The organism is Spirosoma knui (assembly GCF_054780635.1).
On record NZ_BAAGVY010000003.1, the window covers coordinates 76,019 to 89,394 of the forward strand.

Below are 13,376 nucleotides of genomic sequence, written 5' to 3' on the forward strand. Positions count from 1 at the left end.
CATACAGCATGGTTTCTTCAATTTTTTCGAGCTGTCTACAAGGCAGGTTACACTTACCCGAACTGTAATGCGGATGTAGTCAGCATACACGTGACACAGCGCCTGGATACGTAATGCTGTTGACCAGGTTGACTATCTCTTTTCTGTACGGTTACCTGATTCGTAGCGTAACCTGAGCGGTGTCGTCTTCGCCGTTATCGTAGCCATTCCCAGGAGTCGAATCCGGGTCACCGATGGATGTTAGGGCTACTTGTGATTTAATTACCGCTTTGGTTGATTGCAGTGCTCTGGCCCGCATCCAGACCGTTTCGGTACGGCCCGGCGCGACGTTGCTGATGGTGGCGAAATATTGTCCGGACGCTGCGGTTATGTTCGTGCCATCGATAAAACTTAAACTTGCCGGCAGCGTACACACTACGTTCACCTGCCCCGACGTACTACCGCCCTGATTGCCAACACTCATGCTGATCGACACGATGTCGCCAACTGACACAGCGGGTTGGTTAAGAAATACAGCAAGACTTAAATCGGCTTTCGTCGGGTCGGGTGTCGGTTGATTTGAGGTTACCGGTGGCAGCGGTGGTGCATTCATCGAGATGGGTACGCTAAACTGCCGCGTACCGGCCTGACGCGTTCGAAACATTACCTGTGCTACGTCGTCCTGTCCGTCGCCAATGCTGGTGTTCGGGCGTGAATCCATATCTAACTGATCGGCGCGGGCAATTTCAGCTGCTATCCGATACGTCCCTTCCTGGGTCGGAACCGCCAGAAACGTTACGGATACAGGCGCTGTGGGCGTCACTTCAGCCAGCTTTGCCAGCACAAGCCCCCGCGTATGGGTTAAGCCGGTTCCATTTATGAACGTTAGCGGAGCGGGCAGTTCACAACGTAGCCAAACATTTGTAGCCACCTTAGCGCCCTCGTTTCGAACGGTGATCGTGATACGCACGGGATCATTTGCCCGCAACGAAGGGGCGTCAATGTAGGCGTCTATTTCCAGATCGGTACTCTGCACATTGACTGGTGGCAAGGGCGCTACGTTCTGAAAAAAGTCATTCGTCAAATAGTTGTTCCAAGCATCACCGAGCAGTCGTAAACCCTCGCCCGAAAAGTGAACCCCGTCGGTTCTGGGCATCTGAATAGTATCTGTGTCAGGACCAGGATACACCCGATCAACGTGCTGAATCACGTAATTCTGCGCAGCTATGACTGGCTCATAATGGGTAAGATTGTAGTTGATGAGCAGGTTATCATCCATCGATACCCGCGCCACCACCCAGGTCAGATCAAAGCCCGCATCCCGACGACTTTGCCGAATCACCGTTTCCAGATCCTGCGCGTAACGGGCCGCCGATGGGTCGGTGTCGTAAAACTCGGCTTCGCCCTGATGCCATAATACGGCGCGTAATCCGGTTAAACGAGCGTAATCCTGGACAATCCGTTTCAGGTTTCCGTACGGCATTCCCGGCCGGAAATACTCGTTGTAGGAAGTGGCGGTACTATCGACGGTGATACTTTCCCGCCAGTTGCGCACGGCTGTACCCGACCAGGCCGCATTGTAAAACAGAACCGGTACGTTGAATCGGGCGGCCAATCGATCGCCTAACCGCCCCCAGCACCACGCGCTCTGCCCACGCGGTCCGATGAGACTCGTGGCTGACATTGGAGCCGCGTAAAACGGCAGCGGCAACCGAATGGTGTCGGTCAGGTTGAAATGCGGAGCGCACACGACTCGTCCGTCGGCCGGATCCACCGCATCACGCTCCCAGATGCCTTGCCCGTTCGATTGGCCCGCGATGGCAAATACCTCGCCAACGCCAACGGGTTGTTTCTGATCGGTAGCAACGATATTGCCTCCGGCCCAGGCTCGTACTTCCAGCCGATACCACCCACCAACTGCAAGCACCCGACCGCCAAACTGCCCGTTGGCCGGGCTCTCATCCAGCACGGCCCAATCGGTCGACTGACCCTGACCGGTCTGGACGGCAAGCAAACGGGCTTCAACCCGCTCGATAGGGACAGCGCAAACACCGGCTATGGTCATGTAGGACTGGTTGGCATTGCTGCGCTGAAAAACCAGGTGCGAAACGGGAAACGTTATAGAAAGCTGAGCGTAAGCAGAAACAGCGAAGAAAACCTCAACGACACCTAATCCCAACAGCCAGAACATCTTCGCCCACGGGGTGGATAACCGAGAGGCATACATAAGGTACAGAGTAACAGTGGATATACACCCGACAGAATCACGAATCATGCCGTCGATAACCCACCGTGAAACCCCTGAGCCTATATTTACCAGACGGTATTAAACCTCTTCCAGCAGCGTATCAAACGAGACAAGCTGATTGGCGAACCGATGCTGTATACGCCTTTGCATCGCATCAGCGTGCTGATGCAGGTAAACATCATAGTCTGCTCTTGACAGAAAATCCAGTTGCACCGAGTACGTTACTCCGCCATTATCGAGCTCAGTTAACAGCCGCAGCAAACGGTGTCCCGTCGGCAATTTCGTAGCAGCAACGGCGGGGAGGTAAAACGTTTTCATCCAATGAAGCCAGTCGTCGGCGACCTCCTGGGCAACACTATACGTAGTATTATAAAGAATCATAGTAGTCAAACAAACGATTGTCGGCGTAAGTTGGCCATTTGGTTGTTTCTTTGTCAAAAACAATATTTCACTAACTCGTTTGTTGAATGCTATACAATATCCTTAGACACGCCCATTCCGGCCTGCGCTGGCTTGTACTTATTTTGTTGATAGCGGCCGCGGTCACAGCTATTCAGCGGCTTCGGGGTCGTAACACGTATACCGACGGTAACCGCAAGCTGTATTTGTTTGCGCTTATCGCTACGCACATACAGTTCTTAGGCGGTCTGCTGCTCTATGTACTCCCGGTTAGCGCAGGCGGCAGCCCGAAGGTAAACTTTGACCTCGCTATGGACAAGTTCTATCGCTTTTACACGGTAGAGCACATTACGACTATGCTAATCGCGATTATTTTAGTGACTATTGGTTACTCGCGCCACAAGCGGCTCAATGATGCCACCGATAAACACCGGATGGTCGCCCTATTTTATGGTCTGGGGCTGCTCCTTATTCTTATTGCGATTCCGTGGCCATTCCGCATGGAAGGGGCCAGCTGGTTCTAATCGCTTATTGTCTATAGGTACAAAGGGTGCCCGGGTTCAGCAGTGACTCGGGCGCCTTTTTTTATTGCTCGAAAAAGCTCAATCAGCCTTAAAGTCTACCAATCAGCTTGATTTTTGTAGAGCACTCTTGTTTATTATTCAACCAATAAAAAATTTACTAATCTAATAATCAGAATTTTACGATTTGTGGCATTCTATTTTCCAAAAATCGTGTAGAAAATATTCCTCAATTATTTGGAGATAATTCCCCATTACTATACTTTTATGACACGTAATTTGAATTTGACCTAATTTCATGATGAGAAAAATGCTCCTGACAGCATTATCTGCTGTCTCGTTTGGCATCGTTCAAGCTCAAACCGTGCCCGCCGTAGTTGAATTACCCACCGTACTTAATCAAGTTTCCGTACCTACTGTAACTGAAGTACCCACCGTAACTACACCAAGTTTCTACGAGCAAATTCCCCTTGTAGGCGATGTCATCAGCTTCGCCAAAAAGCATCTCACCATTCGCTACCGCTCCGGCGGCACCAGTACCCACGGATTCGACTGCTCCGGCTTCACTCGTTTCTGTTTTAACCACTTTGGCATTACCCTCCCCCACTCCAGCGCGGCACAAGGCAATGTTGGCATGCCTATCGAGAAGGCCGAAGCCCAGCCTGGCGACTTAATTCTTTTTAAAGGACACAGTTCTGGCGGCAGCCGCATCGGTCATGTCGGACTGATTACCGAAGTGATCGGTGATCGGATCAAATTCATTCACTCAGCCTGGAATGGTGGCGTCCGTTACGATTACCTCCACGCTGATTATTATCACAAGCGGTTTGTCGGCGTCCGCCGGGTGATGCACTTACTGGCAGAGAAATGAAAAAAGTAAAGCGGCCCGAAGCCGCTTTTTTGGTATTTATATCTTCCCGTCACCGGCCTATTTTCTCAGCGTCGTTCCGGCACCCTGTACAACGGCTGCGGCCACTTCATCGGCATGGCAGATGATCACTTTCGATACGCCGTTGTCTAACGCCCGAAAGGCATTGTCCAACTTCGGAATCATGCCTTTATTGATGGTGCCAGCCGCTTTATTGACTGCATAAACCTCTGGAGTCAGCTCAGCGATTACACTGTTATCGTCGTTAGGGTCAGCCAATACGCCTTTCTTCTCAAAACAGTAGACCAGCGTTACGTCATTGTGCTTAACCATATCGACCGCAATCGCCGATGCCATCGTGTCCGCGTTTGTATTCAGCAAATTCCCCGTTTCGTCGTACGTAATTGGTGCATATACGGGTGTTAGCTCCTGCCGCAGAAAGTACTGAATCTGTCCGGAATCCACTTCTTTAATGTCACCCACGAAGCCATAGTCAATGTCTTTCACCGGTCGCTTTTCGGACAGAACCGTACCGGCATCGGCACCCGTTAAGCCAATTGCGTTTACGTCTAACGCCTGAAGCTTCGCAACAATCTGTTTATTGACCAGCCCCCCATACACCATCGTCACTACGTCGAGCATTGGCTGATCGGTAATACGTCGTCCGTCAACCATAGTAGTTTGAATCCCTAATTTCTCCGCTACCTGAGTCGCCACTTTTCCACCACCATGAATAAGCAGTTTAGGCAGAGCCAGTGTAGAAAACGCGTTCAGAAAGCGAGTTAACGCATCGGGATTGTCGATGACGTTTCCGCCAATCTTAATAACAGTGAGTGATTGCATTTGAGTTGAACGTAACGGGCAGGACAGTTTACAGCAACGCCAGAACTAACGCTGCCTTTCTCCGTCAGATTGTTTTCAGGATTTCTTTTAGTACCGCCTGAGCCGACCATTCTCGGTTAGCCGCCTGTTCAATAACCAGCGACTGTGGGCTATCCAACACCTCATCAGCCACTTTCAGATTGCGCCGGACGGGCAGGCAATGCATAAACTTGCCGTTGTTGGTTAACCGCATATGGTCCATCGTTACCGCCCAAGATGGGTCCTGGGTGAGTACCTGGCCGTATTGCGTATAGGATGACCAGTTTTTGCCGTAGATAAAATCAGCTCCCGCAAACGCTTCGGCCTGGTTATACGTAACAGGCGCGTCGCCAACAAATTCAGGCGCTAATTCATAACCTTCGGGATGCGTCACCACAAAGTCAACATCTCCTGACTTGACACGGGCGTTCATCCACTCGCAAAACGAGTTTGCCACGGCCTGCGGCAACGGTTTGAAATGCGGCAACCAGGTCAGTACGACCTTCGGCCGGACCAAGCCCGATGCGGCTTTCGCTTCGTCGATGGTAATGCAATCGGCCAGCGACTGTAGCGGGTGCCGCGTTGCTGATTCCAGGTTAACGATAGGTACCTTGGCGTATTTAGCAAACTGGTGCATGACCTGCTCCCGATAATCCTTGTCCCGGTCTTTCAGCTCGGCAAAGGCCCGGATGCCGATGATGTCACAATAGCGGCCAATAACGGTGGCTGCTTCGCGAACGTGTTCAGCTTTATCGCCATTCATGAACACCCCCTCTTCCATCTCCAGCCCCCAGCTGTCCTGTCCGACATTCATGATCATTACGTTCAGGCCGAGGTTCTGCGCGGCCTTCTGCGTACTCAGGCGGGTACGTAAGCTGGAATTAAAGAAAATCAGCCCGATCGTTTTGTTCTTACCCAGGTGCTGATCGGCAAAAGGATTGGCTTTGGCGCTACGTCCGGATTGAATCAACGCGTCGAGATCCGTTACGTCGGCCAGGGAGAGGAAATTGGTCATTAGTGTATAAACGCCCTGCGTCTTTGTGCAGGGTATAAAATTCAGAATTATAAAACGACACTCACTTCTTTGCGCAGCGCTTCCAGGAATTGATCGGCCTCATCCGTACCGATGGCCAGTGAAGGAAGCAGCCGAATGATGTTTTTGCCGGCTACGCCCGTGAACTGCTTGTGCTCGAACAACAGCGACTTCCGTAACGCATCAACTGGGAAATCATACTCAATACCGATCATAAGCCCCCGGCCACGCAAGTCCTTGTAGCCGCCGATTTGACGGATGCCATTCATCAGATAGTCCCCCATACGGGCGGCATTTTCCAGTAGGCCTTCGTCTTTCATGATGTCGAGCACCGCAATGGCTGCCGTACAGGCCAGATGGTTTCCGCCGAAGGTTGTCCCGAGCAAGCCATAGCTGGCCTTGAATTTGGGCGAAATCAGAATGCCGCCAATCGGAAACCCGTTGCCCATCCCTTTCGCCATCGAGATAATATCGGCCTGGATGCCGCTGAACTGGTGCGAGAAGAACTTACCCGACCGGCCATAACCACACTGAACACCGTCGAGAATCAGCACGGCACCGGTTTCGTTGCAGCGCTGGCGGAGTGTTTGCAGAAACTCGTCGGTAGCTACGTTAATGCCGCCCACGCCCTGAATGCCTTCGATGATAACCGCGCATGTATCCGATGTAATACCCTCCCGAGCCGCTTGAGCATCGTTGTACGGCAGAAACGTTACGTGCTGGTTATAGTTGATCGGTGCTACAATAGCCGTATTGTCCGTAGCCGCTACGGCACCGGCGGTGCGCCCGTGGAATGATTTCGAGAACGCAACTACTTTCGTCCGGCCGTTGTGAAATGACGCCAGTTTTAAGGCATTTTCGTTTGCTTCCGCGCCAGAATTGCACAGAAACAGAGTATAATCAGGATGTCCGGAAAGAGCACCTAGTTTCTCGGCTAACTCCTGCTGCTGCGGTATCCGGACCGAGTTCGAATAAAATGAGATTTTATGAAGTTGGTCGGTCAGCGCCTGCACGTAACGTGGGTGCGTATGGCCAACCGAAATTACAGCGTGGCCCCCGTACAGATCGAGGTAACGGGTACCGTTCGTGTCCCATAAATAGCTGCCCTGTGCCCGAACGGGTTCAATGTCGTACAGCGGATAAACGTTAAAAAGCTCAGCCATTTCGCAAAGAAGTAACAGTCGTCGGTATACGACTTATAAAACCTGGTGCAAGTTTACGGATTATCAGGCGAAAACCGGTTAAAACGCAAAAAGGAAGCCGACTCGGCTTCCTTCCAAATTCTCAGTTTATAACTGCTTACCCGTTAGCGACGAATGACTGAATCGCCTGCAACGTAGCTTCTGGTTCTTCCACCATGCCTAGATGTCCGGACTCGTTCAATACAACAAGACTAGCTTGGGAAAGTATCTCGGCCAGGCGACGATTTTTCTCGATGGGAATAATCTGGTCATGCTGACCGGCTACAATCATCACCGGGAACGTAGCGTGCTGGAGTACATGCGTTCGATCGGGACGTAACAGCATTGCCTGTACACCCGCGCTCAAGGCTTCGCTGGGCAAGTCACTGTACCGGTCAATCAGCGTCGTTACGGTATCAGCCATCTTCGTTCGATTGTCAGGCGCAAACATATTGGTGATGGCCGTTTGAAGAAAAGCTCGGCTTCCCTCAGCAGCCAGCTTGTCAATTACCTGTCGACGTTGTTCTTTCTTGGCTTCGTCATCGGCCGATACGGTTGAGTGGAATAAGCACAATCCTTCTACCAACTCCGGATACTGCTCCGCAAAAGCTAAGGCAATATACCCGCCCATCGAATGGCCCACTAATGTAACCTTATCAACCTGAGACTTTTGCAAATAAGCATTTAGTTCTTCTGCGTACGCTCCAATCGTCTGAAGATGGCTTAAGCGGGCGAAATCAGGTCTCAGCACAGGGCTCGATACAGACAAATCGGCGTAGACGCCATCCCAGATGGAGGCATCTACGCCGTGACCGTGAATGAGACAAAGAGTAGTTTGCTGACTCATTACACGCCTTATACTAGGATTCGAGTACGCCCAGCAGAATCAGAACGATACCCACGATGAGCAGAATCAGACCAAGAACGCCGATAACACCACCGAATAATAAAGACAGGATCAGACCGATAGCACCGATAATGATCCCGTTACGGGCATTACGGTTCAACGCTTTAGATTCGTCCGGCGCTACGTGGTTTTTGATTTTCTTGTCTAGTTTTTTCAGCACCGTACGCTCCATCAGCGACAACTTCTTGGTCGAAGCTGCGCTTGCTGATACGTTCGACTTATCGCTGGCGGTGGTGAGCAACTCGTTAACCCGGGCCATCCGCTTGGTCAGTTTCTTGTTCGAAGCCAGTTTGCTATCGTTCCGAACGTAGGCTTCTACCTGACTCATTACTTGTTTAGCCTGTGCGACCTCAGCCATAGCGGGTGCTGGCGCGGGCGTTGCTTCGGGGGTTAGTGTTTCAACAGCAACGGGCTGCGCGGCTTCAACTGGCGTGGCTACAGCAACCGTTTCCTGCTGGGGTGATTTAAATTGTTCGCGTGGGCCTTTTTGAAAATAAGCAACTGGACGGCTGCAGGATGAAAGAATGGCGGCACCCATAAGGGCGGCAAAAATGTGCTTGGAAAGCGTGCTCATAGAGAACATGGTTTAAATGAATGAACGATTGAGATATCACCCACAACAACTGCATCTTTTGGGGTTTGTTGTGAGGTAAGGCGAAAAATTGAACGAATTTGATTAAATGAAATTTGCCAAACTCGGCAATACAGGCAGGGCTGAACCGGACACCAAGCGTTCTAACGGATTCGTAAACTACTAGTAACGAATCTATTAGAACGCTTGAGCGAACTGATTTTACAATAGTCCGACCAACAGGATAACGGCTCCGGCCAGTAGCAAAATAACGCCCACGCCTGAGCCCGCACCGGTCAGCAGAAGAATCAAACCAACAATGACGACAACCGCTCCAGCGGCCAAAATACCCGTGCTGGCCATCGCTTTGTCTGGGTTGGCGGGGGCCAGCCGTTTGCTAAGCTTCTTATCCAGTTTTTTCAGTACCATCCGCTCCATCAGGTTTGCTTTGCGGGGAGCGGTTGCGGCATCAGGCGTCAGCGTTACGTTGGTCGAAGCTGTAGCCAGCATTGTGCGGGCGCGATTCATCCGTTTTTGTAAGGTCTTGTTAGCCGCCAGTTTGCTATCGTTACGTACCAGAGCGTCGATCTGGTCGAGGGCGGCCGTAGCCTGCGCAATCTGTTCAGTAGGCGTTACGTCAGCGGGCGTTGCCGCCGGGATAGCTTCCGCCACCGGGGCCGTTACCTGAGGCTGAGCGGTCGTAAACTGCTCGCGTGGGGCTTTTTGAAGATAAGCAACCGGGCGGCTACAGGCCGCAAAAAATAAAGTCAGCAGCAAGCCGACCAATGCGCGATACGTAGTTGTTTTCATTTGACAGGGTCATTTGAGTGTTAATTGATTAATTGTCAAGGGCTCAACTGACCTGCTGTCTGCTTTGTTATCGACACATGAACAATTCCGAGTAAGTGGGAATGTAACGAGCCCCAACCTCTGTCGAAGCTGGGGCTCGTTACACTATATATTGCAGAACTCTTAAGCTACCGACCGAAGCTGATAGGTTGTTGACTTACCGAACTTCTCACGAGCATATTCCAGACTGACGGTCAGCTCTTTGATGCCTGCCTGAGAAGGCATCTCGAACATAGCGTCGGTGATGATCGATTCGCAGATTGACCGCAAACCGCGCGCACCTAAACCATACTGGAGCGCCTGATCAACGATGTAATTCAGGGCGCTGGGGTCCCAGTGCAACGTAATGCCTTCCATCTGGAAGAGCTTATCGTACTGCTTGGTAATGGCGTTTTTAGGCTCGGTCAGGATCTGCATCAGGGCCGCCCGATCCAGCGGTTCGAGGTAAGTCAGCACGGGTAAGCGGCCGATGAGTTCCGGAATCAGTCCGAACGATTTCAGATCAAGCGCGGAGATATACCGCATCAGATGACCTTTCTCGAACGTTTCGTTCAGTCGGCGATCGCCCGAAAAACCGATTGGGCGCGTATTGATCCGCTTGGTGATGTGTCGCTCGATACCGTCGAAAGCGCCCCCGCAGATGAACAGGATGTTCTCCGTGTTCAACGCAATCAGTCGTTGGTCGGGATGCTTACGACCACCCTGGGGCGGTACGTTCACGACCGAACCTTCGAGCAGTTTTAGCAATGCCTGTTGCACGCCTTCACCACTGACGTCGCGGGTGATACTGGGGTTATCCGATTTGCGGGCGATTTTGTCGATCTCATCAATGTAGACAATACCCCGTTCGGCCGCTTCAACGTTATAATCAGCGGCTTGCAGCAGCCGGGTCAGAATCGTCTCGACGTCTTCACCCACGTAACCCGCTTCGGTGATCACCGTAGCGTCAGCAATACAGAACGGCACCTCCAGTATCTTGGCGATTGATCGGGCCAGATACGTTTTTCCGGTACCTGTTTCGCCAACCATGATGATGTTCGATTTTTCGATCGTTACGTCGTCGCTGGTCTTTGGCTGCATCAACCGCTTATAGTGGTTATAAACGGCAACACAGATCGCTTTCTTCGCATCGTCCTGACCAATAACGTATTGATCAAGGTGGTGCTTCATATCGATAGGCTTGATCAGATTGATGTTCACCTCGGCGGGGTCGCTCCGTCGCGGGCGCATCTCCTCCAACACCACCTGGTGTCCTTGCTCAATGCAATAGTTGCAGATGTGCGCGTCAATTCCTGACAGCAGCACCATCACCTCGTTTTTGCGTCTTCCGCAGAACGAGCAACTGATTTGTGGCATGTACGTTTGCAGTGTAAATAGGCTAGTTTTGAATCAGACCGCTGGGTTTTATGCCGTTTTCGGTCCGATGCAGTTAACAGTTCGTTTGCGCGCTTTGTTAGGGCAACTTGGCTAAATAAAGACGACCCAGGTGTGCCTGGGTCGTGAGCTATTGACAAAGTTATTAATCGGCCACCAGACCGCCAAGCTGACTGAGCCTTACCGACTAACTTTTTATTAATCGTAAACAAAAGTACCGCTCACAGTGCCAGTCTGGTAGCTGACGGGTAAGCCATTATTGGCAAAGGTGTATTGGTATGTTGCTTCGTTGGTTGATACAATTACAGAAGGGTCGGTGGGTGACAGATTCTGGGATTTCGACCGCAGTAGATTATTCTTACTCGAATAGGTTTGTACGTCGATCAGCCCTCCCTGCGAGATCAGCCCGCGCAGGGGATTTTGGGACGTATCATACTCATACGTATCCCGCGCTCGGGAGGTTACGGCACCCGCAGCATCCGTGATGGTAACATCCTGCTGAATAACGTTATCATTGGCGTAGACATACACGCGCTCGTTTTTGCTGCCGTCGGCAAACCGCTGCGTTTGTTTGATAATATGCCCAGTCTTATCGAGTTCATACATCGTTTCCACGCTGCTCCCCGTTGCGGCAGGTGCTAGCGTTGCTCTAGCCGTTACGGTTAATCCTTCGTACGTGAATTCGTAGCGACGAACAACATCCAACGCTACGGCAGTGCCCGTGGCGGGGTCCGTTGAGAAACGGCCTTCTTCTATCTTTTGTAGCCGATTTTGCGCATCATACGTAAGTACTGTCTGAGGCATATCGTCTTTCCCCTCGCCCGACCGCTGATTGTACGTCCATACCGATGCCTGCCGTCCTTTACTATCGTAGGTAAAATCCGAGGAAAATATATTCCGCTGCGTTAAGACGTATTGCTTTAGATGCCCCTGTACAGCAACCGACATAGATATTGGTGCCGATACTGCGGTAGAATCGAGAGTTCGCGGCTTGACCACTTCCGTTGCGTTAACGCAAGCCGCTAGTAAACCAGGTATTGCCAGACTGACGCACCAGCCAATCAGGGTATGAGGTCGCATAAGGTTAATTTGTTTGCCAATATAGCCAAACGCCTGTAAGACAATATAACTACTGAAATTAGGAAATGGCCTGATCTATTTTTATTTATCGGCAAAAAAGAAAGGCGCGAAAACCACATTTGTAGCGTTCGCGCCTTTTTACTCAGGTCGATTTAACGGACAGATTAGGCCGTTTTTTCACGACGTAATACTTCGTCGATCAGACCGTATTCTTTAGCTTCGTCAGCACGCATCCACTTATCGCGGTCGGAGTCTTTTTCAATTTCTTCAACCGTCTTTCCGGAGTGATGCGCCAGAATCTGGTACAGTTCCTCACGGAGTTTAACGATCTCGCGGGCGGTAATTTCGATGTCAACCGACTGCCCCTGTGCACCACCCGATGGCTGGTGAATCATAACCCGGGCGTGAGGAAGTGCGGTCCGTTTTCCGGCGGCACCACCGGCCAGTAAAACAGCGCCCATAGAAGCCGCCAGACTAGTGCAAACGGTGGCTACGTCGGGCCGAACGTACTGCATGGTGTCGTAGATACCTAAGCCGGCATATACCGATCCACCGGGGCTATTGAGGTACATCAGGATGTCTTTCTTCGGATCAGCTGACTCCAGGAACAGCAACTGCGCGACAATGATGTTGGCAATGTTATCGTCGACGGGAAGGCCCATAAAAATGATCCGGTCGGCCATCAGCCGCGAGAAAACGTCTACCTCACGGAAATTCATGGGCCGTTCTTCAATGACCGAGCGGGTCATATTTTCGACGGTGTGGTTCATGTAACCGTCTACCGTCAGGCCGTTAAGGCCCATGTGATGCACGGCAAACTTGCGGAATTCTTTTTCGTAATTCATATATTGGGTTTACTCTTTGGTTTGAAAACGAATAACAGACAGTGTAAGTTTCGGCCGCCAACGTGGCAGAGTCTTTGCGACCCCACCAGTTTAGCTGCACCGAACACTGCAAAATTGTGTTATCATACCGAAAAACAGTATCGGTTTAGGTTTAGATTTTATCGTAGTTACTTGATATGAAGGCTTCCATCGCAGAAAAAATACGACTTCAGCGGCTCCAGAAAGGGTTATCGCAGGAGAATATGGCCGATCTGCTCAACTTATCCACGACGGCTTACGGCGACATTGAGCGCGGGAAAACCGACCTGACCCTATCCAGGCTTACGCAGATTGCCAACGCCTTACAGATTTCGCCGGTAGCTCTATTAGCCGATGAAGCCGTTTCCGCGCAGGTAGTCGACGACAAACCGAATGAGGTTATTCATCATGAACTGGAGACGCTACGCCTGACCATTGAGAAGCAACAGGTCGAACTCGACAAGCTGCGGCTGGAGGCTGACTACTGGAAGCGTAAATACGATGACCGCATTGCTATGGACCTCCTCCGGTCGATGGGCGTGGAGCAAAAACGCGAGCGGATCGGGTTCTAATTACTTGGCCGAAACTGAAAAGACGCTTACCTTGCCGACAGGAAGAACTTACGTTACCGGCGCGCTAGTT

The 13,376-nt window shown here is 51.3% G+C and carries 14 protein-coding genes; 3 read left to right on the forward strand and 11 right to left on the reverse strand.

Annotated features, from left to right (window positions below; translation table 11 throughout):
- Window positions 1-151: 151 nt before the first annotated feature.
- Together ACYVIY_RS08950 and ACYVIY_RS08955 are read right to left on the reverse strand one after the other, a co-directional pair.
- On the reverse strand, window positions 152-2,206 hold the full coding sequence (locus tag ACYVIY_RS08950; protein WP_460975983.1) for a sialate O-acetylesterase: 2,055 nt from the start codon (window positions 2,204-2,206) through the stop codon (window positions 152-154).
- 99 nt (window positions 2,207-2,305) lie between these two features.
- On the reverse strand, window positions 2,306-2,608 hold the full coding sequence (locus tag ACYVIY_RS08955) for a DUF4286 family protein (RefSeq protein WP_460975985.1): 303 nt from the start codon (window positions 2,606-2,608) through the stop codon (window positions 2,306-2,308).
- 86 nt (window positions 2,609-2,694) lie between these two features.
- On the opposite strand from ACYVIY_RS08955, the gene ACYVIY_RS08960 reads away from it, so the two are divergent.
- On the forward strand, window positions 2,695-3,150 hold the full coding sequence (locus tag ACYVIY_RS08960) for a cytochrome B (protein WP_460975986.1): 456 nt from the start codon (window positions 2,695-2,697) through the stop codon (window positions 3,148-3,150).
- Between the two features lie 298 nt (window positions 3,151-3,448).
- On the forward strand, window positions 3,449-4,018 hold the full coding sequence (locus ACYVIY_RS08965; protein WP_460976311.1) for a C40 family peptidase: 570 nt from the start codon (window positions 3,449-3,451) through the stop codon (window positions 4,016-4,018).
- Window positions 4,019-4,075: 57 nt separating this feature from the next.
- Here ACYVIY_RS08965 and argB read toward each other — a convergent pair whose 3' ends face one another.
- From argB to ACYVIY_RS09010, 9 genes are all read right to left on the reverse strand, one after another.
- Window positions 4,076-4,858, reverse strand: a complete 783-nt coding sequence (argB, locus tag ACYVIY_RS08970) for an acetylglutamate kinase (RefSeq protein ID WP_460975987.1) — start codon at window positions 4,856-4,858, stop codon at window positions 4,076-4,078.
- A gap of 64 nt (window positions 4,859-4,922) precedes the next feature.
- The gene (locus ACYVIY_RS08975) at window positions 4,923-5,891 is read right to left on the reverse strand and encodes an N-acetylornithine carbamoyltransferase (RefSeq protein ID WP_460975988.1); all 969 of its coding nucleotides are present in this window, start codon (window positions 5,889-5,891) and stop codon (window positions 4,923-4,925) included.
- Between the two features lie 47 nt (window positions 5,892-5,938).
- On the reverse strand, window positions 5,939-7,072 hold the full coding sequence (locus ACYVIY_RS08980; protein ID WP_460975989.1) for an aspartate aminotransferase family protein: 1,134 nt from the start codon (window positions 7,070-7,072) through the stop codon (window positions 5,939-5,941).
- A gap of 136 nt (window positions 7,073-7,208) precedes the next feature.
- The gene (locus ACYVIY_RS08985) at window positions 7,209-7,937 is read right to left on the reverse strand and encodes an alpha/beta fold hydrolase (protein WP_460975990.1); all 729 of its coding nucleotides are present in this window, start codon (window positions 7,935-7,937) and stop codon (window positions 7,209-7,211) included.
- 13 nt (window positions 7,938-7,950) lie between these two features.
- Window positions 7,951-8,571, reverse strand: coding sequence for a hypothetical protein (locus tag ACYVIY_RS08990; protein WP_460975991.1), 621 nt, complete (start codon window positions 8,569-8,571; stop codon window positions 7,951-7,953).
- A 219-nt stretch (window positions 8,572-8,790) separates the two neighbouring features.
- Complete coding sequence (locus ACYVIY_RS08995) at window positions 8,791-9,378, reverse strand: hypothetical protein (RefSeq protein WP_460975992.1); 588 nt, start codon at window positions 9,376-9,378, stop codon at window positions 8,791-8,793.
- Window positions 9,379-9,540: 162 nt separating this feature from the next.
- Window positions 9,541-10,773, reverse strand: coding sequence for an ATP-dependent Clp protease ATP-binding subunit ClpX (gene clpX / locus ACYVIY_RS09000; RefSeq protein WP_460975993.1), 1,233 nt, complete (start codon window positions 10,771-10,773; stop codon window positions 9,541-9,543).
- Window positions 10,774-10,989: 216 nt separating this feature from the next.
- Window positions 10,990-11,871: a hypothetical protein gene (locus ACYVIY_RS09005; protein WP_460975994.1), complete on the reverse strand. Its 882-nt coding sequence runs from the start codon at window positions 11,869-11,871 to the stop codon at window positions 10,990-10,992.
- Between the two features lie 164 nt (window positions 11,872-12,035).
- Window positions 12,036-12,716, reverse strand: a complete 681-nt coding sequence (locus ACYVIY_RS09010) for a ClpP family protease (RefSeq protein WP_460975995.1) — start codon at window positions 12,714-12,716, stop codon at window positions 12,036-12,038.
- Window positions 12,717-12,892: 176 nt separating this feature from the next.
- Between ACYVIY_RS09010 and ACYVIY_RS09015 the strand changes: the two genes are divergently transcribed.
- Window positions 12,893-13,306 (forward strand): helix-turn-helix domain-containing protein, encoded by a 414-nt coding sequence (locus ACYVIY_RS09015; RefSeq protein ID WP_460975996.1) that lies wholly within the window; start codon window positions 12,893-12,895, stop codon window positions 13,304-13,306.
- Window positions 13,307-13,376: the final 70 nt, after the last annotated feature.